Origin of the sequence: Brevibacillus sp. SYP-B805, from assembly GCF_011059135.1 — a bacterium.
Lineage (GTDB): Bacteria > Bacillota > Bacilli > Brevibacillales > Brevibacillaceae > Brevibacillus_F.
In genome coordinates, this window is sequence record NZ_JAALGD010000014.1 from 67,818 (window position 1) to 92,457 (window position 24,640).

General features: G+C 57.4%; 26 protein-coding genes. 23 read left to right on the plus strand and 3 right to left on the minus strand.

Translation table 11 applies throughout. The features are described 5' to 3' along the window. Positions 1–42: 42 nt before the first annotated feature. The 6 genes from G3578_RS16410 (at position 43) to G3578_RS16435 (ending at position 4,671) form a co-directional block, all read left to right on the plus strand. Positions 43–483, plus strand: a complete 441-nt coding sequence (locus G3578_RS16410) for an Rrf2 family transcriptional regulator (RefSeq protein WP_165214054.1) — start codon at positions 43–45, stop codon at positions 481–483. Next, positions 476–676, plus strand: coding sequence for a YezD family protein (locus G3578_RS16415; protein ID WP_241254670.1), 201 nt, complete (start codon positions 476–478; stop codon positions 674–676). Before G3578_RS16410 ends, G3578_RS16415 begins: the two co-directional genes overlap by 8 nt. 105 nt (positions 677–781) lie before the next feature. Then, a complete protein-coding gene (locus G3578_RS16420; RefSeq protein WP_241254671.1) occupies positions 782–1,873 on the plus strand; it encodes a sulfate ABC transporter substrate-binding protein in 1,092 nt (363 codons plus the stop codon). 14 nt (positions 1,874–1,887) lie between these two features. Further along, entirely contained in the window at positions 1,888–2,724 is an 837-nt protein-coding gene (gene cysT / locus G3578_RS16425) for a sulfate ABC transporter permease subunit CysT (RefSeq protein ID WP_165214056.1), read from the plus strand. A gap of 95 nt (positions 2,725–2,819) precedes the next feature. Continuing rightward, positions 2,820–3,638 (plus strand): sulfate ABC transporter permease subunit CysW, encoded by an 819-nt coding sequence (gene cysW, locus G3578_RS16430; protein WP_241254677.1) that lies wholly within the window; start codon positions 2,820–2,822, stop codon positions 3,636–3,638. Next, entirely contained in the window at positions 3,628–4,671 is a 1,044-nt protein-coding gene (locus G3578_RS16435) for a sulfate/molybdate ABC transporter ATP-binding protein (protein WP_165214058.1), read from the plus strand. The genes cysW and G3578_RS16435 overlap by 11 nt, the downstream gene beginning before the upstream one ends. 105 nt (positions 4,672–4,776) lie before the next feature. Here G3578_RS16435 and pdaA read toward each other — a convergent pair whose 3' ends face one another. After that, positions 4,777–5,583, minus strand: coding sequence for a delta-lactam-biosynthetic de-N-acetylase (pdaA, locus tag G3578_RS16440; RefSeq protein WP_165214059.1), 807 nt, complete (start codon positions 5,581–5,583; stop codon positions 4,777–4,779). 79 nt (positions 5,584–5,662) lie between these two features. Here pdaA and G3578_RS16445 point away from each other — a divergent pair, with 79 nt between their 5' ends. The 11 genes from G3578_RS16445 to G3578_RS16495 all read left to right on the plus strand — a co-directional run bounded on the left by G3578_RS16445 (position 5,663) and on the right by G3578_RS16495 (position 15,694). Beyond that, positions 5,663–5,842 (plus strand): hypothetical protein, encoded by a 180-nt coding sequence (locus G3578_RS16445; RefSeq protein ID WP_165214060.1) that lies wholly within the window; start codon positions 5,663–5,665, stop codon positions 5,840–5,842. Between the two features lie 82 nt (positions 5,843–5,924). Then, positions 5,925–6,590, plus strand: coding sequence for a M15 family metallopeptidase (locus G3578_RS16450; RefSeq protein ID WP_346774025.1), 666 nt, complete (start codon positions 5,925–5,927; stop codon positions 6,588–6,590). A 62-nt stretch (positions 6,591–6,652) separates the two neighbouring features. Beyond that, positions 6,653–8,272, plus strand: a complete 1,620-nt coding sequence (locus tag G3578_RS16455) for an ABC transporter substrate-binding protein (RefSeq protein ID WP_346774026.1) — start codon at positions 6,653–6,655, stop codon at positions 8,270–8,272. A gap of 21 nt (positions 8,273–8,293) precedes the next feature. After that, positions 8,294–9,298, plus strand: coding sequence for an ABC transporter permease (locus G3578_RS16460; protein WP_165214061.1), 1,005 nt, complete (start codon positions 8,294–8,296; stop codon positions 9,296–9,298). 12 nt (positions 9,299–9,310) lie between these two features. Beyond that, complete coding sequence (locus tag G3578_RS16465; RefSeq protein ID WP_165214062.1) at positions 9,311–10,183, plus strand: ABC transporter permease subunit; 873 nt, start codon at positions 9,311–9,313, stop codon at positions 10,181–10,183. Positions 10,184–10,199: 16 nt separating this feature from the next. Continuing rightward, positions 10,200–11,165, plus strand: coding sequence for an ABC transporter ATP-binding protein (locus G3578_RS16470; protein WP_206529760.1), 966 nt, complete (start codon positions 10,200–10,202; stop codon positions 11,163–11,165). A 4-nt stretch (positions 11,166–11,169) separates the two neighbouring features. Continuing rightward, positions 11,170–11,967, plus strand: coding sequence for an ABC transporter ATP-binding protein (locus G3578_RS16475; RefSeq protein ID WP_165214063.1), 798 nt, complete (start codon positions 11,170–11,172; stop codon positions 11,965–11,967). Then, positions 11,960–12,490: a cupin domain-containing protein gene (locus G3578_RS16480; RefSeq protein ID WP_165214064.1), complete on the plus strand. Its 531-nt coding sequence runs from the start codon at positions 11,960–11,962 to the stop codon at positions 12,488–12,490. Before G3578_RS16475 ends, G3578_RS16480 begins: the two co-directional genes overlap by 8 nt. A 168-nt stretch (positions 12,491–12,658) precedes the next feature. Beyond that, the gene (locus G3578_RS16485) at positions 12,659–13,660 is read left to right on the plus strand and encodes a glycosyltransferase (RefSeq protein ID WP_206529761.1); all 1,002 of its coding nucleotides are present in this window, start codon (positions 12,659–12,661) and stop codon (positions 13,658–13,660) included. A 341-nt stretch (positions 13,661–14,001) separates the two neighbouring features. After that, the gene (locus G3578_RS16490; protein ID WP_165214104.1) at positions 14,002–14,514 is read left to right on the plus strand and encodes a MarR family transcriptional regulator; all 513 of its coding nucleotides are present in this window, start codon (positions 14,002–14,004) and stop codon (positions 14,512–14,514) included. Further along, a complete protein-coding gene (locus tag G3578_RS16495) occupies positions 14,501–15,694 on the plus strand; it encodes an MFS transporter (protein ID WP_165214066.1) in 1,194 nt (397 codons plus the stop codon). The genes G3578_RS16490 and G3578_RS16495 overlap by 14 nt, the downstream gene beginning before the upstream one ends. On the opposite strand, the gene G3578_RS16500 is transcribed toward G3578_RS16495, so the two are convergent. Further along, positions 15,679–16,383, minus strand: coding sequence for an alpha/beta fold hydrolase (locus G3578_RS16500; protein ID WP_165214067.1), 705 nt, complete (start codon positions 16,381–16,383; stop codon positions 15,679–15,681). The two genes, G3578_RS16495 and G3578_RS16500, sit on opposite strands and share 16 nt — an antisense overlap. Before the next feature lie 178 nt (positions 16,384–16,561). On the opposite strand from G3578_RS16500, the gene G3578_RS16505 reads away from it, so the two are divergent. Beyond that, positions 16,562–18,271 carry a methyl-accepting chemotaxis protein gene (locus tag G3578_RS16505; protein ID WP_165214068.1) on the plus strand — a complete coding sequence of 570 codons (1,710 nt, stop codon included), beginning with the start codon at positions 16,562–16,564 and terminating at the stop codon, positions 18,269–18,271. Between the two features lie 178 nt (positions 18,272–18,449). On the opposite strand, the gene G3578_RS16510 is transcribed toward G3578_RS16505, so the two are convergent. After that, positions 18,450–18,743 carry an SAV0927 family protein gene (locus G3578_RS16510; protein ID WP_165214069.1) on the minus strand — a complete coding sequence of 98 codons (294 nt, stop codon included), beginning with the start codon at positions 18,741–18,743 and terminating at the stop codon, positions 18,450–18,452. Between the two features lie 455 nt (positions 18,744–19,198). Here G3578_RS16510 and G3578_RS16515 point away from each other — a divergent pair, with 455 nt between their 5' ends. Genes G3578_RS16515 through G3578_RS16535 form a run of 5 tightly spaced genes read left to right on the plus strand, consistent with a single transcriptional unit; the run spans position 19,199 to position 24,604 of the window. Further along, positions 19,199–20,659, plus strand: a complete 1,461-nt coding sequence (locus tag G3578_RS16515; RefSeq protein ID WP_241254680.1) for an aldehyde dehydrogenase family protein — start codon at positions 19,199–19,201, stop codon at positions 20,657–20,659. A gap of 16 nt (positions 20,660–20,675) precedes the next feature. Further along, positions 20,676–21,836, plus strand: a complete 1,161-nt coding sequence (locus tag G3578_RS16520) for an ABC transporter substrate-binding protein (RefSeq protein ID WP_165214070.1) — start codon at positions 20,676–20,678, stop codon at positions 21,834–21,836. Then, a complete protein-coding gene (locus tag G3578_RS16525; RefSeq protein WP_165214071.1) occupies positions 21,837–22,733 on the plus strand; it encodes an ABC transporter permease in 897 nt (298 codons plus the stop codon). Between the two features lie 12 nt (positions 22,734–22,745). Continuing rightward, the gene (locus G3578_RS16530) at positions 22,746–23,534 is read left to right on the plus strand and encodes an ABC transporter permease (RefSeq protein WP_165214072.1); all 789 of its coding nucleotides are present in this window, start codon (positions 22,746–22,748) and stop codon (positions 23,532–23,534) included. Beyond that, positions 23,531–24,604 carry an ABC transporter ATP-binding protein gene (locus G3578_RS16535; protein WP_165214073.1) on the plus strand — a complete coding sequence of 358 codons (1,074 nt, stop codon included), beginning with the start codon at positions 23,531–23,533 and terminating at the stop codon, positions 24,602–24,604. The genes G3578_RS16530 and G3578_RS16535 overlap by 4 nt, the downstream gene beginning before the upstream one ends. Positions 24,605–24,640 lie beyond the last annotated feature (36 nt).

Below are 24,640 nucleotides of genomic sequence, written 5' to 3' on the forward strand. Positions count from 1 at the left end.
CGACTATTTTACTCAACATTCAAACGGGAGGGAGGTAGCGCTGTGAAAGTGTCAAGCCGTGGGGAATATGCCTTGCGCGCCCTTCTGCTGCTGGGGCAAAGCGGCGGCAGTCTCCTGTCGATCGGGGAAGTGGCCGACAAGACGCTCGTGCCCATCAGTTACCTGGAGCAAATCCTGCTGCAGCTCAAAACGCTCGGGTATGTGAAGAGCAAGCGGGGAATCCGCGGCGGATACGCGCTGCAGATGGCGCCGGAAGCGATCAACATCGGCGAAGTGATCCGCAGGCTGGAAGGGCCGCTGGCTCCCATGAGCTGTGCCAGTCTAACCGCCTATGAGCCCTGTGCGCTTGAGGCAGGATGTTTGCTGAAACCGCTGTGGACGCTGGTACGTGATACCGTCGCGCATGTGCTTGACCAGACGACGCTTGCCGACCTGCTCGACAGAAAAATCAATTCCAGAGATGGAGGGAAGGTCCTTGTCTAATACTCATCCGGCCCTTGATCAAGAGTCGATCGGCCGCATTCTTCGAGCCCTTCAGGGACTGGAGTACGGTTCTGTGCAGATCGTGGTTCACGACTCCAAAATCACCCAGATTGAACGAACCGAAAAGCACCGCTTTCCCCTGGAAAAGAGCAATCCGGAATACGGCCATGAGAACAAAACAAAAAGAAAATAAGACCCTGTGCAGCTGATCGGACAACCGAAGGCTTCCATGATGCCTGCCAGCGAGCAGGCGTTGGGAGCTTTTTATTTTTACCTGAACATGAAGGAGAGAGAAATCATGAAGGCACGAGGATCTTGGATAAAAATGGCGGTTGCGGGAGGGCTGCTCCTCAGCCTGGTGGGCTGCGGAAGCCAGGCGGGTCCCGCACCCGGCACCCAGAACCAGGCATCGCAGCCGAATGCGGCAGCGGAGGCGAAACCGGAAGCAAAACCGCCGGTTGAGCTGCTGAACGTCTCCTACGATCCTACCCGGGAGCTGTACCAAGACGTGAACAAAGGCTTCGCAGCTTACTGGGAGAAAAAAACCGGCCAGCACGTCACCATCAAGCAGTCCCATGGCGGTTCGGGAAAACAGGCGCGTTCCGTCATCGACGGGCTGGAAGCGGATGTCGTCACGCTGGCGCTCGCCTACGACATCGACGAGATCGCGGACAAAGGACTGCTTGCCAAGGACTGGCAGAAGCGGCTGGAGTACAACAGTTCTCCCTACACATCGACTATCGTCTTTCTGGTGCGCAAGGGTAATCCCAAAGGCATCAAGGACTGGAACGATCTGATCCGGCCGGATGTGTCGGTGATTACCCCGAACCCCAAAACCTCGGGGGGCGCACGCTGGAACTACCTGGCGGCCTGGGGTTACGCCCTGAAACAAAACAACAATGACGAGGCGAAGGCGAAGGAGTTCGTCACCCAGCTGCTGAAAAATGTGCCCGTGCTCGACTCGGGTGCCCGTGGCGCCACCACCACCTTTGTGGAGCGGGGCATCGGGGACGTGCTGATCGCCTGGGAAAACGAAGCGTTCCTGGCCGTCAACGAGCTGGGCAAGGACAAGTTTGATATCGTCGTTCCCTCCATCAGCATCCTGGCCGAACCGCCCGTCGCCGTCGTCGACAAGTTCGCGGACAAACACGGCACGCGGGAAGTGGCCGAAGAGTATCTGAAGTATCTGTACACGGAAGAAGGGCAGGAGCTGGCCGCGAAAAACTACTACCGGCCGCGCCTGGAGTCGGTGGCCAAAAAGTACGCCAACCAATTCCCGTCGCTGAATCTGTTTACCATCGACGAAGTATTCGGCGGATGGCAAAACGCGCAGAAGGTTCATTTTGCCGATGGCGGCGTCTTTGACCAGATTTATCAGCCGAAGCAGTGAGGAATGATTCTGTCATGGAGAAACGACGCAAGAAGCGCAATGTCCTTCCCGGCTTTGGACTGACCATGGGCTACACGCTTGTCTATCTGAGCCTGCTCGTGTTGATTCCATTGTCCCTGCTGTTTGTCAAATCGGCCAGCCTGAGCTGGAGCCAGTTTTGGGAAGTGATTGCCAATCCGCGCGTGCTGGCCGCTTACCGGCTCAGCTTCGGAGCTTCCCTGCTGGCGGCGGCGCTCAACACCGTGTGCGGGCTGCTGGTGGCCTGGGTTTTGACACGGTACACGTTTCCGGGGAAACGGCTGATCGACGGGCTGGTCGATCTGCCGTTCGCCCTGCCCACGGCCGTTGCGGGGATTTCCCTGACCGCCGTCTACTCGCAAAACGGCTGGATCGGCCGCTACCTGGAAGCAGCGGGGATCAAAGTGGCGTTTGCGCCGCTCGGGGTGGTCGTGGCATTGACGTTTATCGGCCTTCCCTTCGTGGTGAGGACGGTGCAGCCGGTCCTGCTTGATCTGGAGAAGCAGGTGGAAGAAGCGTCCGCCACCCTCGGGGCGGGGCGCTGGCAAACCTTTCGGCGAATTATCTTTCCCCATCTCCTGCCCGCCCTCCTCACCGGTTTCGCGCTGGCGTTCGCACGGGGGCTGGGCGAGTACGGCTCGGTTGTCTTCATCTCCGGCAATATGCCGATGAGTACGGAAATCGCGCCGCTGCTGATCATGACGAAGCTGGAGCAGTTCGACTACGCGGGGGCGACGGCGATAGCGGCGGTGATGCTGATCGCATCGTTTCTCATGCTGCTGCTCATCAATGTGTGGCAGTGGCGCAGCGGCAAAAGACACATCGTGGGATAAAAGGAGGAGGCAAAGGTGCGATGTCCACAATCTCAACGGATCATCCCGTTTCCGCCGTACGACATACGGCGCGGGTGACGACGGAATCCCCGGTCATGCGCGGGGTCCTCATCGGGGCCGCTTTGGTTTTTCTCGGCCTGTTTTTGTTCGTCCCGCTGGTTGCCGTCTTTGCCGAGGCGCTCAAAGAGGGATGGGAGACCTACGCAGCATCACTGGTGGAACCGGACGCCCTCGCGGCGATCAAGCTGACCCTGCTGACAGCCGCGATCGCGGTTCCCTTGAATACGCTGTTTGGGCTGGCGGCTTCCTGGGCCATCGCGAAGTTCCAATTTTACGGCAAACAAGTGCTGATTACCCTGATCGATCTGCCGTTTGCCGTCTCTCCCGTCATTTCCGGGCTGATCTTCGTGCTGCTGTTCGGGTCGCAGGGGCTGCTCGGTCCCTGGCTGGAGCAGCATGACATCAAAATCGTGTTTGCCGTACCGGGGATCGTGCTGGCCACCCTGTTCGTCACCTTTCCGTTTGTCGCCCGCGAGCTGATCCCCGTGATGGAGGCGCTGGGCAAAGAGGAGGAAGAGGCGGCCGTCTCTCTCGGCGCCAGCGGCTGGCAGACCTTCTGGAAGGTGACGCTCCCCAACATCAAGTGGGGCCTGCTGTACGGCGTCATTCTGTGCAATGCGCGGGCGATGGGGGAGTTCGGCGCGGTATCGGTCGTATCCGGCCATATCCGCGGCATGACGAACACCGTGCCGCTGCATGTGGAGATTCTGTACAACGAATACAACTTCGTCGCCGCTTTTGCGGTCGCCTCGCTGCTCGCCATACTGGCGCTGGTCACCCTGGTTGTCAAAAGCGTGGTGGAATGGAAGACAACGCTACATTTGGCAGGAGGAGAGCAAAACCATGAGCATTGAAGTGCAAGGCATCAGCAAAGCATTCGGCAAGAACAGCATCCTGCGCGACGTGACCCTGGAGATTCCCAAGGGAGAACTGGTCGCCCTGCTCGGACCGTCGGGCTCCGGCAAAACCACCCTGCTGCGGCTGATTGCCGGTCTGGAGGCAGCGGATCAGGGGCGCATCGTGATCGACGGCAAGGATGCGACGCATACCAGCGTGCAGGAGCGGCAGGTGGGCTTTGTGTTCCAGCACTATGCGCTCTTTCGGCACATGACTGTGTTCGACAACATCGCGTTCGGCCTGCAGGTGCGCCCGCGCAAACAGCGCCTGGGCAAAGCGGAGATCGCCCGGAAGGTAAACGACCTGCTGGCGCTCGTTCAGTTGGAAGGGTTTGGAAACCGGTATCCGGCGCAGCTTTCGGGCGGGCAGCGCCAGCGGGTTGCCCTGGCGCGGGCGCTGGCGATTGATCCGAAGATACTGCTGCTCGATGAGCCGTTCGGCGCGCTGGATGCCAAGGTCAGGCAGGAACTGCGCCGATGGCTGCGGCAGCTTCACCAAACCCTGGAGATCACCAGCGTGTTCGTGACCCATGACCAGGAAGAAGCGCTGGAAGTGGCGGACCGCATCGTGATCATGAATGAAGGGCGCATCGAGCAGATCGGGACCCCGCACGACATCTACCACTATCCCGCCAATCCGTTTGTGTACGGCTTCCTCGGCCGAGCCAACCGCTTCGAAGGGCCGTTTGACGGCATCGGCCAGCTTCCGGCCCATTCGCCGTTTGTCGGGTACGTGCGGCCGCACGAACTGGAGGTGACGCGGCATCGTGTGGAGAAAAACGCGCTCCAGGCGACGATTCAGCACGTGTACGCGATCGGCCCCATCGTGCGGCTGGATCTGAAAAGAGCCGAGGCGAACGAGTTTTTTGAAGTGGAAATGACTTATGAACGGTACCAGGAATTAAATTTGCAGCCGCACGAAACCGTCTATGTCCGCCCGCGCACCGTGAAGGTGTTCACGGGGGAAAAAGGGCTGGTCAGCGCCCGTTGATCTAGGTCAGCCGGCCGCTGTCAATGGCTGGCGGACAAGGCGCGGCTGTTCCACTTCGGCTGGCAGGGCGGCGGCAGCGTCTTCGGCGGGATGCTGTCACCCTGCTCAGCGGGAACCCCTGCCCGGCACGGTGCTGACCGACGCCGGGCGGGTCAGCTTGTCCAGGCTGTAGAATTCATAGCCCTGCCGCCGCGCCGCATCGATGATGCCGCCCAGCGCTTCCGCATTATCCTTCGAGACGGCGTGCAGCAGGATGACGGCTCCGGGGTGAAGCTGTGCCATCACGTTGTGGAAGGCGTAGGCGGCCCCCTTCTGGGCATGGATGTTCCAATCGTTGTAGGCGATGGACCAGAAGACGCTGGTATACCCGAGCTCCTTGCTCACCGCCAGCGTCCGTTCGCTGAAAATGCCCCGCGGGGGACGCAGATAACGCATCTCCTGCTGCCCGGTGATGCGCGCCACCTCCGTTTTCACGCGCTCCAGCTCCATCTTGATTTTGTCATTGGAGAGGCGGCTCATGTCCGGGTGGCTCCAGGAGTGATTGCCGACCAGATGCCCTTCCTGCACCATCCGTCTCACCAATTCCGGCTGATCCTTTACATAGTGTCCGGTGACGAAAAAGATCGCCGGCACTTTTTTTTCTTTCAGCGTATCCAGGATCCGGGCGGTAAAGCCGTTTTCATAGCCGTTGTCGAAGGTCAGATACAGCTCCTTTTTGGTTGGATCGCCCTGGAAGATGGCACCATGTTTTTGGAGGATGGGCTTGAAGCCTTCCTGGTCGATGGAGGCGGGGGCGCCGTTCTTGCTTTTTTTGAAACCGAAGTGATAGGGGGTATCCATGTCGGAGAAGACGGGAGAGAATGGTACCAACGTAAGCATGGCAACCAGTGTGAGGATGGGAATGCGTTTCATGCAGGCTGTCACTCCTTGCTGCAGCGGGATATCGCTGGAATTCTAGCGATACTGTTCCACCAGCGGGCGGAAGTTATGTATGGGTAAGGGAAAGGGCTCGGTGGTATTCGCCGCAGCAGGGGTTCTCATCGTCGCGGCTGAGGGAAAATGGTGGCGGTTGACCGGAAAGGGAGCGCAGCGGGAACCGAAGCGGCGCGGCATGAAAGATGAGTCAGAGAAAAAACGAGTGAAGGTTCCGCTCGTTTTTTTCTTTTTGTAATACATTAAAAAAATTTTCAGTTTACACAAATAAAGATAAGATTTAGAATAATGCGTAAAGTATTGGGCAGGAGGGATCCATTGTGAAAGAACCCATCGACTCCGGCGAACCGCTCGTCTCTCTTTCCGGCCTGACCGCCAAGCTGCAGGTGTATCCGTACTACCACAAGCTGGGATATTCCGAAGCGCTGCCGGACTGCTACGCCCGGGAAGGGGTGGCGGATCGCCTGGTGAAAGCGGCAGAGCGGCTGCCCGAAGGCTACTCGCTGGTCGTCTGGGACGGATGGCGTCCGTACCGCCTGCAGCAGGCGATCTTTGATCGTTTCCGGGAGACGCTGCTGGCGCAGGGATGGCAGGAGGGGGAAGCGCTGACGCGAGAGGTAACCAAGTACGTGGCCCTGCCCTCGACAGATCCGGCGCATCCGGCCCCTCATCTGACCGGGGGCGCGGTGGATGTCACCATCGCCGGGCCGAACGGATGGCTTCCGATGGGAACCGATTTTGACGATTTTACCCCGCTTGCGGCCACGGACTATTTTGAGCAGCTGCCGGAGCTGTCCGCAGCGGAAATGGCGATTCGCGACAACCGGCGTTGGCTGCATGAGCTGATGACGAGCGCGGGCTTCGTCAATTATCCGGAGGAATGGTGGCATTTTGATTACGGCAACAAGGCCTGGGCGCGCCATCACCAGACCCTTCCCAAGTATGGGGGAATTTTATCCCTGGAAAAGGCGGAATGTATTGAATAGTCTCAACAATTTTAATATATTGTAATTATCATCAATAAATTCAAAATCAGGGGGCGAATCGTGTGAAAAGGAAGTGGCTTTCTCTTGCGCTTGGTGCAATCCTGTCGATGTCGGTTTCATTGGCGGCCTGTAGCAATTCCGCGCCAACGCAGGCGCCGCAGGCGGAACCGGCAAAACCTGCCGAACAACCCGCACCGTCTGCCGCCCAAAAGACCGGCAGCGATACCTTGGTCGTCGCCATCACATCGGACCAGGGAACCCTGGACCCGGCGGTGACGATGGACAACAGCGCCTGGAAGATTACATATCCAACCTATGAGCGATTGGTCGAGTACGATGGAGCCTCTACCGAGGCAAAACCGGGCTTGGCCAGGGAATGGTCGGTATCGCCCGACGGACTTCAGTGGACCTTTCAGCTCGAGGAAGGCCACACGTTCGCGGATGGCACGCCGGTCACCGCGGAAGCCGTCAAGTTTACCTTCGACCGGATTCTGAAAATCAAGAAGGGGCCGTCGGAGGTGTACAGCGTCATCAAGGAAGTGAAGGTGGAATCTCCGACGAAAGTCACCTTCGTTCTGACCAACAACTTTCCACCGTTCCTCTCCACCCTGGCGGCCAACTACGGGGGTATCGTCAACCCCAAGGTGAAGGAAAAGGAGCAGAACGGCGATCTGGGTCAAGGCTTTTTGGCCGGCAATACCATGGGCAGCGGTCCCTATCAGTTGAGCGAGTATAAAAAAGGTGAGTACTTCAAACTGACCGTCAATCCGCACTACAAGAAACAGCCCGCCATCAAAACGGTCTACTTCAAGATCACCCCGGACCCGACGGCGCAGCGCCTGCAGCTGGAACAGGGCGAAGTGGACATTGCGGAAGGGATTCCGGTGGAGCAGTTGAAATCGCTGAAAGATTCGGCACAAGGGATCGAGTTGATCCAGAAGCCCAGCCTGTTCGTGGATTACGTCTACATCAACACCTCAAAAGGAAACCCGGCGCTCCAGAATCCGAAGGTGCGCCAGGCGCTCAGCTATGCAGTGGATTACGAAGGGTTGACGGATGCCGTTCAGGAAGGGTACGCCACCCAGATGCGCGGACCGATTCCACAGGGGCTCTGGGGACATGACGACAATGCTTTCCAGTACAAGCATGACGTGGAAAAGGCGAAGGCATTGCTGGCCGAAGCGGGCGTATCCAATCTGACCCTCGATCTGCTGTATTCCGACAACAAGCCGTGGTGGGAGACGGAAGCATTGAGCCTGCAGGCCTTCTTCGCCGAAATCGGCGTGAAGGTGAACCTGAAGAAAATCGCGTACGCCACCTCCCGCGAAATGATCGACAAAGGCGAATTCGACCTCTGCCTGGGCGTCTGGAGCCCGGACTTCGGCGATCCGTACATGTTCATGAACTACTGGTTCGATTCGAAAAACTTCGGGCTGGCCGGCAACCGCGCGTTCTACAAAAATGACAAGGTGGACAGCCTGATCCGCCGGGCGGCGACGGTTAATGATCAGGCCGAGCGCACCAAGCTCTATCAGGAAGCGCAGAAAATCGTGATTGAAGAAGCGCCGTACATCTATCTCTATCAAAAAGATTTCCTGCTGCCTGTCAGCAAGAACCTGAAAGGCTTCGTGTACAATCCGATGCTGGAAGGGATCTATAACGTCCAAGACATGTCCAAATAACCCTGCTGAAGGAGGACCCTCATGAAGCAACTGATCGCCAAACGCCTGTCGCTGGTCGTGTTCGTCCTGTTCGGCGTGACGCTGCTGACGTTTCTGCTGTCGCACGTCATTCCCGGCGACCCGGCGCAAATGATGGTCGGGCAGCGTGCCAATGAGGAAACCCTGCGGGAAGTTCGTCATCAATTGGGCCTGGATCAACCGATCTGGGTCCAATATTTCACTTATCTGAAAGGGCTTCTTGCAGGCGATTTCGGCCTGTCCATCCGGACCCAAAAACCGGTGATCGACGATCTGCTCACGTTCTTTCCCGCCACGTTCGAACTGGTGTTCTTCGCTTTTCTGCTGGCCCTGATCGTGGGCATCCCCATCGGTATCCTGTCGGCCGTCAGAAAAGATACGGGCTGGGATCATGCGGGGCGCATCTTTTCGATCGCCGGAGTATCCACGCCCGTCTTCTGGAGCGGCTTGGTGGGCATCCTGCTCTGCTATAAAATCCTCGGCATTCTTCCTTCGGGAGGTCGCCTGGATCTGAATGTGGCGGCGCCGACCAAGATTACGGGCCTGTATGTGCTGGACAGCATCCTCACCGGCAACTGGGCGGCGCTCAAAAACAGCCTCTGGCATCTGATCCTGCCCACCATCGTGCTTTCCTACGCCCAGTTGGCTGTCATCTCCCGGCAGGTGCGCGCCAGCATGCTGGAAGTGCTGGGGCAGGAATACATCCGCACGGCGCTGGCCAACGGGATCAGCGGCGCCGTCTTGCTGTTCCGGTACGCGCTGCGCAATGCGCTGATTCCGACGGTCACGGTCGTCGGCCTTTCCTTTGGCTCGCTGCTGGGCGGAGCGGTTGTCACCGAGACGATTTTTGGCTGGCCGGGGATGGGAAAATACGTGGTCGACTCGATCGCTTTTCTTGATTTTCCGGCCATCATGGGCTTTACCTTCATCATTGCCGTCGGCTACGTGGTGATCAACCTGCTTGTCGATCTGACCTATTACCTGTTGAATCCGCAAATCAGACAGTAAGGAGGAAAGCCTGTGTCCACTGCGCTTGCAGAAGCTTCCGTGAGAAGGCGGACCGTCAACCCGTTCTGGTACAAATTGAAGAAAAATCCGCTCGCGCTGTTGGGAGCCGGTATTCTGGCCGTCATATTGCTGCTCTCTCTTGCCGCGCCGCTTCTCTCCAGCTATGATCCGACCAAAATCAACATCATCGAGCGTTTTGCCCCGCCGAGCGCCAAGCACTGGTTTGGAACGGATGAGGTGGGAAGAGACATCTTCACCCGGATCCTGTACGGGGCCCGGCTCTCGCTGGGTGTAGGGGCGGCGGTGGTTCTGACGGCCGGCTGCATCGGCACGGTCATCGGGGCGATCTCCGGCTATGTCGGAGGCCGGGTCGACCAGCTGATCATGCGGGTGATGGACATGGTGCTCGCGTTTCCTTCCCTGGTGCTGGCCATGGCGGTCGCCGCGACGCTGGGACCCAACCTGCTCAACGCGATGCTGGCCATCGCCATCGTCAAAATTCCGGTCTATGTCCGCCTGGCGCGGGCGGAAACCCTGGCCGTGCGCGAAAAGCTGTTTGTGCAGGCGGCCGTCACCTTCGGCATCCCGGGCTGGCGCATCATTGGGACGCACATCCTTCCCAACGTGGTTTCCCCGGTGATCATCCAGGTCTCCCTGGATATCGGGGACGCCGTGCTGGCGGTAGCCACCCTGGGATTCCTGGGGCTGGGGGCGCAGCCGCCGACGCCGGAATGGGGAGCCATGATCAGCGTGGGATGGAAATATTTTCTCGATTACTGGTGGTATCCGGCTTTTCCCGGTCTGTTTCTCTTTCTCGCATCGTGCGGGTTTAATCTGATCGGCGACGGCGTTCGGGACATCCTGGACCCGAAGGCGGCACGCTAAGGAGGGAACAAGACCCATGCTGTTGCAGATAACCGATTTGAGTGTGGAATTTACCACCATGCAGGACAGGATTGAAGCGCTCCATCATGTGTCCCTTTCCATCGACGAGGGCGAAATCGTCGGCATTGTGGGAGAATCGGGATCGGGGAAATCCGTGACCGCCCTGTCCATCCTGGGATTGTTGGAGAAGAACGCGGTGATCAAGAGCGGCCGGATTCTCTACCGGGGTACCGATATCCTGAGGCTGGACAAAAAAGAGCTGCAGGCCCTGCGCGGCAAGGAGATCGGCATGGTGTTTCAGGAGCCGATGACCGCGCTGCATCCCACCATGCGCGTCGGCGACCAGTTGGCGGAGGTGATCGCCCGCCATCGGCAGCTCTCCAGGAAAGAAGCGTATGCCCAGGCCGTCAAAAGCCTGGAGGAGGTACATATCCGCGAGCCGGAGATCGTGGCGCGCAAATATCCGTTTGAGTTAAGCGGCGGCATGCGGCAGCGGGTCGTCATTTCGCTGGCGATGGCGGCTCCGCCTCAGCTCTTGATCTGCGATGAACCGACCACGGCGCTGGATGTGACGATTCAGCACGAGATCCTGAAGCTGATGAAAGAGCTGTCCGTCAAGCGGGGCACGGCCATCATGCTGATCACCCACGATCTCGGGGTGGTGGCGGAGCTGTGCGATCGGGTGGCGGTGATGTATGCCGGGGAGATTGTGGAAACAGGCCGCACGGCGGAGGTGCTGCAAAACCCGGGTCATCCGTATACCCGCGCCTTGATCGGAGCACTGCCGGATCTGGCCGACCCTGCGGAGCCGCTGCACGCGATCGGGGGCGAGCTGCCCGATCTGCGCAGCCGGCCGGAGGGCTGTATCTTTGCTGCACGCTGCGCGTCCGTCATCCCCCCATGCAGGGAAGTCCGTCCGCAGCTGCAGCCCGTGCGGCCGGATCAGGGACACGAACATCAAGTTTCCTGCTGGGTAAGGTGAGCGTATGAAACCATTGATTGAACTCAAGGGCGTCCATAAATATTACGGGAAGGGAAAGCAGCGGATTGCGGCCGTCCGCGATGTCACGTTTCAGATTGAAGCCGGGGAAACGTTCGGCCTGATCGGCGAATCCGGATCGGGAAAAAGCACGCTCGGCAAGATGCTGATTGGCCTGGAGCCGCCGAGCGAAGGGGAGGTGCGCTATGCGGAGAAAGCGTTGTGGAAAGGCCAGTCGTTCCATCGCCCGCGGCCGGGGGAAATCCAGATCGTCTTCCAGGATCCCCAATCCTCTCTCGATCCGCGCATGCGGGTAAAAGAGATCATCCTGGAACCGCTGCGGGCCCTGCCCCGCCTGGAACGGCTGGAAAAGGGCGGAGAGGAACGGCTGCACGCCCTGATCAGACGGGTGGGGTTAAAAGAGGAGCATCTTTCCCGTTACCCCCACGAATTCAGCGGAGGGCAGCGGCAGCGGATCGCCATCGCGCGGGCGCTCATCACCGATCCCGCCTTCGTGATTCTGGATGAGCCGACGTCCGCCCTGGATGTATCCGTCCAGGCGCAGGTGCTTAATCTGCTGAAGGAATTGAAGCAAGAGCGCAACCTGACGTATCTGTTCATCTCCCACAACATGTCGGTGATTCGCTACATGTGCGAACGGATGGCGGTCATGTGCAAGGGGGAAGTGGTGGAAACGGGGACGGCGGACGAGATTTTCCGCACGCCGTCGCATCCGTACACCCAAACGCTGCTGGCGTCTCTCCCCAGTATTTTTCGAGACAAGCGAGTGGAAGCCAATGTTTAACGGAGCGGAAGTCCGGCAAATTCGCAAGCAAAAACAGCTTACCCTGCAGCAGCTCGCGGAGAAGGCCAATTTAAGCCCGAGCCTGCTGTCGCAAATCGAGCGCGGATTGGTTGACCCCACGATCAGCACGTTCTGGAAAATATGTTCCGCGCTGGATGTGCCGATCAATCACTTCTTTGGACCGAAAAATGAAGAGTCTCCCGTCATCCGCAAGAACGAACACAAGATCATCCAGCTGCGCAATACCAATGTGAAATATCACGTGCTGACCCCGATTCAGGAGGGGAAGATCGAATTCGTGCTGGTGGAAATCGAGCCGGGACAGACAGTGGTGAATGAGCTGATCTCCCACTCCGGGGAAGAATGCGGCTACGTCCTGAAGGGAGAACTGACCGTCATCCTGGGGGAGCGCGAGTATCACCTGCGCGAAGGGGACAGCATGGGCTTTAGCAGCAGCAAGCCTCATCGCTTCCTGAATCCCGGCGAGACGGTGTCGCTGTCGATCTGGGCGCGGGCCACTTGAGGAAAAAGCTCCAATGGCTGATCGCTGTATCCCGCCCCGGGGAAGATCCAGCCGGGATAGGGGAACCAACCATTTCTCCAATATTGGATTGATAGAGGGGGTCAACCCCTGCACCCGGAACATATACTGTGACTGTTTGAAGCATGTCTGGAAAAGGGGTTGATGCATGTGTTCCGGGTTTTTCACGGTCCGATTGAACTGGCGGGCCAGATGGGCAGATTGGTCGGCGGCTTGCGGCAGTTTGGCCATCAAGCTATCGGGTTCAACACCTTTCAATCGTACTTGGGGTACCGCAACAACATTATCAATACCGATTGGTATGATATGATCCGCCAGTTTGACGCTTTGAAGGATCAGTTTGATATCTTCCACTTTCATTTCAACGGCACCCTGTTTGAAGATGCACGCGATCTGAAAGAGTTGCACGCGCTGGGGAAAAAGTTCGTCATGCATCATTGGGGCAATGACGTGCGCTTCAAGGCGAAAGCGGCCCAATTGAGCCCGTATTTGTATGATCTATGCAACCCGTTCACAGATGAGGAGATAGCGGCGCGTCTGGCGAGAAACAGCCAATACATCAAGACGGCCATCATCCAGGACCTGGAACTGCTGCCGTATGTGCTGGGGCATTATACGTATGTGTATGTCCTGCCGCTGGCGTTTGACGTGACGGGCACCATTCCGCAGTACCCCCGTGTGGATACGCGGGTGCCGCTGATCATCCATGCGCCGACGCAGCCCACTTTCAAAGGAACGGTCTATGTGGAAGATGCCATCCAGCGGCTGCGGCAGGCAGGGTTCCAATTCGACTATAAACGGATTGAATTCATGAGCAACGCGGAAGCGCTCAGTTACTACAGACAGGCAGACATCGTGATCGATCAGCTCCTCGTCGGTACCTACGGACTGTTCGCGGTAGAGGCCATGGCGCTCGGAAAGCCCGTCATCTCCTATCTCCGCGAAGATCTTGTCTCAACGTATCCGGCCAATCTTCCCATCATCAACGCCAATCCCACAACGCTGTACAACACGTTGATCCCGCTGATCACCGATCCCCTCCTTCGTCATACCACGGGGATCAAAAGCCGTCAGTACGCAGAACAGCGGCACGATATCCCCATGATCATTCCGCAGCTGCTGGAAATCTATAAAGTCGTCATGTCCACCTAAAGCTGGAAAACCATCTGTGCTGAAAACCATCTGTGCTGAAAACCATCTGTGCTGAAAACCATCCCGTTTTATGCGGATGGTTTTTTGTTGGGGTGTGGCTCGAGGAGACATGGAAGTTTTGTTTCGGATACACCGTTGGGGGGAAGCATGATTCGAACGGATGGGTTCAGCAAGAAATATTGTTCACTAATTAACAAAATTTTATTTTTGGTTTTGTCAACTTCTCAATGGGACATTGACGTTTAAAAGCAGAAAGAGATAAAATATTTTTGTTTCATAGTAAAGAATTTATCAAACGCGGAAGAAATGTGAGCGATAAATCTGAAGGGAGTGCGGCAGCAATGGCTGATCTGACAAAAGAGCTTATCTATGAAATGTACGTAAGGTTGCTGCATCTGAACGAGCAGAAGGCGGATACCGATCTTCAAGAATTTTTTCAACAAGCGACCGGAGACCAGTTAAAACTTCTCCCCAAAAATATGACAAGTATCCATGTCATTGACTGTATCGGTCATCATGAACCGATCAACAACATTGCCATTGCCAAAAAAATGAATCTGTCCAAAGCAAATGTTACAAAAATCACTTCGAAACTGTTGGAAGCAGACCTTATCAAACGCTTCCAGTTAACGGACAACAAGAAAGAAGTGTATTTTCGGCTGACGCCAAAAGGAAAGCAAGTGTTTGACATGCACGCGGCGATTCATAAGAGGAAAGAAGAGCAGTTTTACCGGTTTCTCGATCAATATACGGAGACGGAGCAGCATGCCATTTTAAAATTTCTCCGGGATATGACCATCCGCATCGCGGAGGAGCTGGCGGAAAGGCAGGGGATGGTAGATGAGGAGCGTTAAATGGAGTGCCGCGTCCATTTTGTATTTGGCCTGCATCAGCACCTTCTTTGCATCGTTAAACCAAAATATTTATGCGCCCATCATCCCGCTGATCAGAGACGCTTTCCATGTTTCCATGAACCTGGTGAATCTGTCGGTATCGCTGTTTCTTTTCGTTACGGCGATCATGCAGATTGTTCTCGGACCGCTCGTTGATATTAAAGGGGCCCGATTTGTTCTGATTCCCGGCATCCTGTTGATCGTCGTTTCCAGCGTAGGCTGCGCTGTTACCCATCACTTTGCCGTTTTTCTCCTGTTCAGGGTGCTGCAAGCCGCAGGAACCGCCGCTATCCCGCTTGTTGCGGCGACGACAATCGGAAGCTTATTTCAGGGGAGCCAGCGGGGAAAAGCGATGGGGACGTATCAAATGCTGCTGTCTGCTGCTCCGGCCGCTGCCCCGGTACTGGGAGGATATATTGGAGACCGTTACAGCTATCCGGGGATTTTCTGGTTTCTTGCCATCGTTTCGGCAATTCTCCTGTTGACCAATCAGCTTTATTTCCCCAAAGATCAACTGATTGAGAAACAATCCGTACATATAAGGAAGCTGCTGAACCACTATGGAGCTGTTTTTGCAAATAAGACAGGGAACTCGATTCTGATCCTAGGTTTCTTGTTCTTCTTCGTTTATTTCGCTGTAATTGTATATCTGCCCGTTTTGTTGACCGATTACTATCATGCAAGCTTGCAAACGGTCGGACTGCTTTATTTGCCAATGGCGGGAAGCACAATAGCGGGAAGCATGATCTTTAAACATCTGCAAGCCAGAATTCCGCTCAAACATTTCTGTTTGTTCGGAAACATCGTGGCGGTAGGCAGCATTCTGCTTTTTGCCATCACCCATTCATTAACGTTGATCGGGATGTTTACGGCCCTGGTGATTTACGGGATATGTATCGGTGTCATAACCCCGTTGTACGCGACGATGATGGCGAATGAATTTGAGCACAACAGGGGCAGTGCACTGGGCATGTTTCATTTTATCCGATACATGGGAATGGCCGCCGGTCCAGTCATATCGGGCTTGTTGTTGGCGGAAATGGATGCTGTAACCGTCTTTGCATTGCTGGGTGCGTTGTTTGGATTGTTGAGTCTGGCATTGTGGCCATGGCTATGCAAGCGTGATCACCCGATCTCATGAAGCAGGGCCGCGATTTCGCGGGGTTTGGTCAGGTTGGGATGATGGCCGGACGCCATCTCGTAGACGCGCCATCTCCGGGTCTTCGCCCTGACGGCGGCCTGATCGATGGGATCATAGAGCGGATTGGTTCCCCGGCCCGTACACAGAATGAATGTGCGGGGAATCTCCAGGAAGGCGATGCTTTCGCGCAGGTCGATCCGGTCCAGAAAGGTTTTCAGCGGGTGGGGAGCGACGCGCGCGTCATAGGGAGGGTGGCTCAGGAAGGGAACCTTCCATCCATCGCCGTACCGTTTGGCCGCATCCAGCATCTGCCGGTTCACCGTGCCGCCCGACGGATGTTCCGCGACCAGATCCGCCAGCGATTGGCCGTTTTCGGGCACATAGGCATCCAGATAGACAAGCTGTTTGATCCGTTCCGGAACGCGATCGGCGGCCCCTGTGACCACCATCCCCCCGTAGCTGTGGCCCACCAGGATCACCTGCTGCAAATCCTCATAGGAAATCAGATTGACGATGTCCTGGATATGCGTTTCCAGATCGATGGCCGGCGTGGCCAAATGAACGCGTTCCCCAAGCCCGGTCAGCGTCGGCGTGTACACCTCATGACCGAACGATCGCAAGCAGGAAGCCGGTTCCTTCCAAAACCAGCCCCCGTCCCAAGCCCCATGACAAATGACGAAGGTTGCCATCGCGATTTCCCCTTTGCGGCGTCCGTCTTTATTACCAAATATACGCAGGGGGAATCGGTATTTGTCGGTAAAGATAAGGAAAACTTATCCAAACCATCCGTATTTCTCCAAAGTTTTGTCGGTAACGTTTGGGGGTAGAAAAATAGGGGAGTGCGCAAACGTTACAAGGAGGATTAGCATGAAAGGATCATTTCGCTTCACGATTCAACGAAAAATCAGTACAACCTTCGCGATTCTCTTGCTGCTGACGATGGCTGTCTTCGGCATGGTGTATTTTATGCTCGCCTCGATGGAAAAGGCAAGCGACGATATCGTCTATGAAGCCTTCCCCATCGCCGGCGCGACGAATCGCCTGCTGGTCGACCTGATCAATGAGGAGACGGGCGTGCGGGCCTATCTGGTTTCCGGCGACGAAGTGTTTCTGGAACCCTATACCTTGGGAAAAGAGCAACTGCAAAAGGATCTGGAAACGATTCGCCAGTATGAGGACGCCCATCCCGTCCTGAAAGGATTGGTTGAAAATGAGGCGCTGCCGCAAATCGAAAAGATTCAAAACTATTTTGAAGAACAGATAACGCTGGTCCAGAACGGCAATATCGAAGAGGCGCGGAAACGGATTGGAGACGGGAAGGAAGCCATGGACGCCTTCCGCCAGGTCTTCGCCAAAATCGAGGCGGATAACGCCAAACTGATTAATGACGCCTTGAATGCCAGCCGAACGGCCAGCCAACGGGCCAAGATCGGGATGCTGATCTGCGGAATCGGATCGGTTCTGCTGGCGATTCTGTTTGCGCTCATGCTGTCGAAAGCCATTGTCAAGCCGATTCGCCAGGTAGGCAAGCAAATCGCCGAAATCGCGGAAGGCGAAGGCGATCTGACGAAGGAGATCGTGATGACGAGCCGGGACGAAGTGGGGGACTTGGCCGCATCCTTTAACGCGATGTTGCGAAACCTGCGCAGCATGATCGGACAGGTAGGCTTGACCGCCCAGCAGGTGGCGTCATCGGCGGAAGAGCTGACGGCAAGCGCCGATCAAACGAGCAGCGCAACGGAACAAATCGCCAGTACCGTGCAGGAGGTGGCATCCGCAACCGACAGACAGGTCCAGAGCGTCAGCGAAGGCTCAACGGCCATCGCCGCATTGTCCCGGGAAGTGGAGTCCATCGCCCAGCGCTCGACGAATGTCGCAACGGTTGCCAAACAAGGTTCCCAGGCGGCGACGGACGGCAATCAGTCGATCCAGACAGCGGTAAGGCAGATGGGCACCATCAGTGAAACCATCCATGATCTCTCCGCAGTGGTGAAGCGGCTGGGACAGCGTTCGGAAGAGATTGGCCAGATTGTGGACGTCATCCGTGATATCTCCGCCCAAACCAATCTGCTGGCGTTAAATGCGGCGATTGAGGCTGCCCGGGCGGGAGAACACGGACGTGGCTTCGCCGTGGTCGCGGATGAAGTGCGCAAATTGGCCGAGCAGTCCACCCGCTCCGCCGAACAAATTGCCGAATTGATTGCCACCATCCAGATGGACACCGGCAAAGCGGTTGAGTCCATGGAAGGAGGGTTGAAAGAAGTGGAGGCGGGCATGGTTGTGGTTAACGAGGCCGGACAATCCTTTGAGCAGATCAAGCGGCACATCGACGAGGTAAGCCAGCAGATTGAGGAGGTATCCTCGTCCATCAAGGAGATTACAAAAGAGACATCGAGTGTGATGGAGACGATCAGCCAGATCGCGGAAGTGTCCGAAGCCAATGCAGCCGGCACGCAAAATGTATCCGCCGCCACGGAAGAACAGCTTGCGGCTATGGAGGAAATCTCCTCTTCCGCCGCATCGCTGGCTAAAATGGCCGAAGAACTGCAAAGTATGATCAAAAAGTTCAAGGTGTAGCCCGCTCCCGCTGCGAGGCAAAAAGCCTTCGTTCCCTGACAGGACGAAGGCTTTTTTCGTATATCTGGGGCCCCCGCCGACGCCGGCAAGTTCAGGGGTCCCCAAAAAGTACTCGGATTATGCGTCGAAGGACAACGTCACTTTTTGGGGGTAAGCATAGCTTTAGTCGGCGGGGTTTTCAGTACTGATCCATCAACCGGTCGATGGAGTACAGACGGGAACGCAGGAACTCCTTGACGATTTCCACATCATCGGGATCAATCTGAAGCGCTTTCGCCCAATCGGCGTGATCGATATCCTCCTGGGCGATCAACCCCCCCTGCAGGTTCTGCAAAGAGATGACCAGCGTCTTGCCATTGAAATGCCGGGTATACACCATAGCCAGATCGTAACGCTTGTTCTGCGTGGCAAAGGAGACATAGCGCGTGAGCGGCCGTTCCGTCTCATCATACAAATAGTCAAAATTCATCATGCTCACCTCTTTTTATGAAAGTGGTCTGCAAGCAAAGCAAAATGGATGCCAACGCCAAAACGGGCATGTGGCGGCAAGGGTCTTCCCTGAGGGGGGCCCTTTTCTCATGTTTGGGAAGGGAAGGCGCCATCGCCCTTCTCTTAATTGAGAATGCAGCTGGTCGGCAAAAGGGAGAACAGGCGCCGGAAAGCGGCGGATGGCGGGGGACGGCTGCCACGTGAAATGGCATGCTCTTTGCTAATTTACTCGGCACCAGGAAGAAAGATGATACCTTGGAGGAATCACAGTGCAGGGAGGCAGATCGGCATGCATGCCATGATCCAGACGGCAAAACGCTGTGCCGTCAAGGGGCGGCATGCACCGGACTGATTGGCACGGAGGTTGCAACAGCCAGGCAGCAAACGATGTCATGGAGGTGGACTGGATTGCAAACGGCAGCGAAAGAATGCTTGAAGATGTTTATCGCGGGCCAATGGGTGGAGGCCGAAGACGGCAGCGTCCGCGAGGTGTTTAATCCGGCGACCGGCGAGGTGCTAGCCACCGTTGCGGAAGGCGGGCTGGCGGATGTGCGGCGGGCCATCGCGGAAGCGCGCCGGGCATTCGATGAATCGGACTGGCCGCAGACGCCGGTGGTGGAGCGGGCCCGGCTGCTCCATGCCCTGGCCGACAAGCTGGAGGAGCGGGCGGAGGAGTTTGCCGTTCTCGAAACGGAGAACTGCGGAAAACCGCTGCGGGAAAGCCGCTTTGACGTGAATGATGCCGTCAACTGCTTCCGGTATTATGCGGGATTGATCAACAAGCCGCTCGGCCAGACCTACGAAGTATCCGACCCGATGATGACGATGGTGGTAAGGGAGCCGATCGGGGTCTGCGGCCAGATTGTGCCGTGGAATTATCCGCTCCTGATAGCGGCGTGGAAGCTGGCGCCGTGTCTGGCGGCCGGGAACACCACGGTCTTTAAACCCGCGGAGGTGACGCCGCTGTCGGCCATCAAGCTGTTCGAATTGATCGAAGAGGTGGGATTTCCGAGCGGGGTGGCCAACCTGGTGCTGGGGGCCGGCCCTGTTGTGGGGCATGAGCTGGCGGCAAGCGGGCTGGTCGACAAGGTCGCCTTTACCGGCGGCACCGCGACAGGCCGAAGCATCATGCAGGCGGCGGCCGGCAACCTGAAGAAAATCTCGCTGGAACTGGGCGGCAAGTCTCCCAATATCGTCTTTGCCGACGCCGATTTTGAGGCGGCTGTGGAGTTTGCCATGTTTGCCATCTTTGCCAACCAGGGGCAGGTATGCTCGGCCGGTTCCCGCCTGCTGGTGGAGGACTCCATTCACGACCGGTTCGTCGAGGCATTGGTGGAGCGCAGCCGCAAGATCCGCGTTGGCAACGGCCTCCATGAAGGGACGGAAATGGGGCCGCTCATCTCGCCTGCCCATCTGCAGAAGGTGTTGCAGTACATCGAAATCGGCAAGGCCGAAGGAGCCACCCTGGCGCTCGGGGGCAAGCGCCTGACCGATGGCGAGTATGCGCGCGGCAATTTTGTCGAACCCACCATCTTTACCGACTGCACGCCGGATATGCGCATCGTGCGGGAAGAAATCTTCGGCCCCGTTCTGGCCGTACTGCGCTTTCGGGATGAAGAGGAGGCCGTCCGATTGGCCAACGATTCCGACTATGGGCTTGCCGGCGGCGTCTTTACGCAGGATGGGGCCAAAGCGCTGCGCGTCATCAAGCGGCTGCGGGCCGGCATCACCTGGGTCAACACCTACCATCCGACCTACAACGAAGCGCCGTGGGGCGGGTACAAGCAGAGCGGCATCGGTCGGGAGCTGGGCACATACGGCCTGGATGCGTATACCGAGATCAAGCAGATCAATGTGAACCTACAGGTGGGACCGCTTGGCTGGTATCGAAACGATTGAACAAAAGGGGGATACCATGAGAAAAAGGAGCGCATGGAGTTCGATTATATCGCTGGCGGCGGCATCCGCCCTGCTGCTGGCCGCATGTGGCGGCGGGGGAAGCCAGTCGGCCGGCCCTGCTGCCGGCAATGGCAATGCGGCCTCGCCGGCATCGGCGCCTTCAGCCGATGTGAAGGAGAAGGTGAAAGGGCAGACGCTGAATCTGCTGACCTGGGAAGGATACGCCGATCCGCTGTTTACGAAAGGGTTTGAAGAGCTGTACGGGGTAAAGGTCAATCCGACGTACTTCGGCTCCAGCGACGAACTGCTCGCCAAGCTGAAGGCAGGCGGCGGCAGCACATACGACATCATCTCGCCCTCTTCCGACGTCGCCCAGCTGCTCGTCCAGTCCGACATGGTGGAGCCGATCGACCCCGCCAAGATCAGCAGCTTCCAGGACCTGAACGAAAAGCTGCGCAATCTGACGGACGTGCAGAAAGACGGCAAACTGTACGGCCTGCCGTTTACCTGGGGGCCTGATTACCTCATCTACGACGGCGATGTGATCAAGGAAGAGCCGACATCGTGGAACATCTTCTGGGATCCGCGGTACAAAGGCAAGGTCTCCTTGTGGGACGACATCAACAACCTTTACATGATGGGCCAGATCATGGGGCTGGACAAATCCGATCCCGCCGCCCTGTACAACATGACGGAAGAACAGCTCCAGCAGGCGAAGCAGAAGCTCGTGGAGCTGAAGCCGAACGTGCGCAAATACTGGGCGACGGCGGGCGAATTGAACGACCTGTTCGCCAACAAGGAGGTTGTGCTGGCCGTCGGCTGGCCGCTGACGGTGAAAGAAGTGAATGCCAAAGGACGCAACCTGAAGTGGACGATTCCGCAGGAGGGGGCCACCGGCTGGATCGACCGGCTGATGATCGTCAAAGGCACCCAGCACCGGGAATTGGCCGACCTGTATCTGGACTACATCGCCAGCCCCAAGGCGATGGCGCTGGTGGCGGAAGTGACGACCTACAGCGTGGCCAATCCGAAAGCGGCGGCGCATATGACGAAAGAACTGCAGGAGATGACCTACGTAAACGACATGGATAAGATGTTCACCAGACTGAACTTCTGGCAGTATGTGAAGGATCGCGCCCGTTACAACGAGGTGTGGACGGAAGTGAAAACAAACTGAATGAAAAAGACCGCCGTCCACAAAAAGGGCATGCTGCTCCCGCTCCTGCTGCCGCCCGCCATCTGGCTCTTTCTCTTCCTGTTTCTGCCTTATCTGAATCTGTTCAGCTACAGCTTCTGGAAGCCGGGACCGTTTGACGTCGTCAAGGAGTTTACCCTGCATAATTACGCCAAGTTTTTTACCGCCACCTCAAGCGGCAGCGTGCCGTACCACGTGCTGATCGACACCGTGGAACTGGCGCTGGTGGTTACCGTCTTTACGGTCATCCTCAGCTTTCCGCTGGCTTACTATCTCAATTTCAAGGTGACGCGCTTCAAGCAGACGATCTACATGCTGGTGATCATCCCGCTGTGGGTCAGCTACATCGTGCGGGCCTACTCCTGGAAGATCATCCTCGGCACGAACGGCATCCTGAACTCCGCCTTCATCTGGCTGGGCGTCACCGACCATCCGCTGGACATCTTCCTGTATAGCAAGGTATCCGTCATCATCGGCATGGTGCACATCTATACGCCGTTTGTGCTGATGCCGATCTACACCGCGCTGGAGCAGATTCCGCGCAATCTGCTGGAAGCCTCTAAGGATCTGGGGGCGGGCCGCTTCCAATCCTTCCTTCACGTCGTTGTACCGCTCGCCCTGCCCGGGGTGATTGCAGGCGCGACATTTGCGTTCGTCCTCTCCATGGGGGACTTTCTGGCGCCGTCGCTGCTGGGCGGGCCCGACAGCAGCACCATGATCGCCAACATCGTGCAGCAGCAGTTCGGGACCTCCAACAACTGGCCCTATGGGTCGGCCATCGGCATTGTGATCCTGGTGCTTGTGCTGGCCATTCTGGAGCTGACCGGCAGGGCTGAGAAGCGCTTTTCCGCCCTGGACACGGTAGCGATGCGGAAATAGGGGGGAAGACGCATGCGGCAAACATGGAATGGGATCACCCTCTGCCTGGCCCTGTTCTCGGCTGGTGTGCTGGCATTTATCTACCTGCCGCTTCTGGTCGTCGTGGTGTACTCGTTCAACGCCGACAGCGTGAACAGTTTTCCGATGACGGGGGTTTCGCTGAAGTGGTATCGCGCCATGATGCAGAATCAACAGTTGATCGCATCCCTGAAAAACTCCGTGATGGTGGCGTTGATCAGCACGGGGTTGGCCATGCTGCTCGGGGTGCCGGGGGCACTCGCGCTGGACCGCTACGACTTTGCCGGCAAGAAAATCTTCGAGCGCATCGTCCTGCTGCCCCTGATCCTCCCCGGCATTCTGACCGGAGTGGCGATGCTGGGCTTCTTTCAGGAGATGGGCATCAAACCGTCCATGCCGGCTGTCGTGATCGGACATACCACGTTTCTGATCGCCATCGTGCTGACACAGGTCTATGCCCGGCTGAAGCGGCTGGACCGGGCGATCGAGGAAGCGTCCGCCGATCTCGGGGCCAGCCGGTGGCAAACCTTCTGGCACATCACCCTGCCCAATATCAGCACGGCCTTGATCGGGTCGGCCCTGCTGTCGTTCACGCTGTCGCTGGACGAGATCCCGGTCACCTTTTTCCTGAACGGCGTCTTTAACACGCTGCCGATCCAGATCTGGGGGATGACCCGCAACGGGCTGACGCCGGAGGTAAACGCCATCTCGACGGTTGTCTTTCTGGCATCGCTGATCCTGATCGTCATTTCGACACGGTTGAGAGAGGAGGAGAAGGCATGAGCGAGATCACCATCCAGCTGGAAGGCGTCAACAAGTTCTACGGGGAGAATCACATCGTCAAGGACCTGCACCTGGATGTGTTCAAGGGGGAATTTCTTACCCTGCTTGGGCCGAGCGGCTGCGGGAAGACGACGACCCTGCGCATGATCGCGGGCTTTGAGCAGCCGTCCTCGGGAAAAATCCTGCTGGCAGGGGAAGACGTGGCGGCGCTTCCGCCCAACAAGCGGGACGTCAACACGGTGTTCCAAAACTACGCGCTGTTCCCCCACATGACGGTCAGGGAGAATATCGGCTACGGCCTGCGGATGAAGAAGACGCCCAGGGACGAAATCGCCCGCCGTGTCCAAGATGCCCTGCGCATGGTGCAGATGGAAGCCTATGCCGACCGCAAGCCCCGCCAGATGTCGGGCGGACAGCAGCAGCGCGTGGCCGTCGCCCGGGCGATCGTGAACAATCCGACCGTCCTGCTGCTGGACGAACCGCTGGGTGCGCTTGACTTGAAGCTGCGCAAACAGATGCAGTTCGAGCTGAAGCATCTACAGCAAAAGCTGGGCATCACGTTTCTCTACGTCACCCACGACCAGGAGGAAGCGCTCACCATGTCGGATCGGGTGGCGGTGATCCACAACGGTCGGCTGGAGCAAATCGACACGCCCGCCGCCATCTACAACCGGCCGAAAACCCGTTTCGTCGCAGACTTTATCGGCGAGACCAACCTGTTTAAGGGGAAAGTGGTGGGGACCTCGGCGCATGAGGTAAGCGTCGCCATCGAAGGGGCGATCTTCCGCTTCGCGCACGCGGAAGGGCAGCATTCAGGAGCGGAAGTCTACGTTTCCGTCCGTCCGGAAGCCATGAGCATGACCCGGGAGAGGCCGGAGGGAGAGGCGGGCCTGGTGGGCAGGGTGACCGAGCATGTGTTTGTCGGATCGGTGTACAAGACGATCGTGACCCTGCCGACGGGACTGGAAGTGGTCGTGGTGCAGCCGGCCGCTTCGGACGGGCTGATTCAGCAGGGAGAGGAAGTGTACCTGACCTGGGACAGCGCAAGATCGGTCGTGCTGGCATCGTAATTCGCACGTTTCCACAAGCCGGAGTATGCCGCTCCC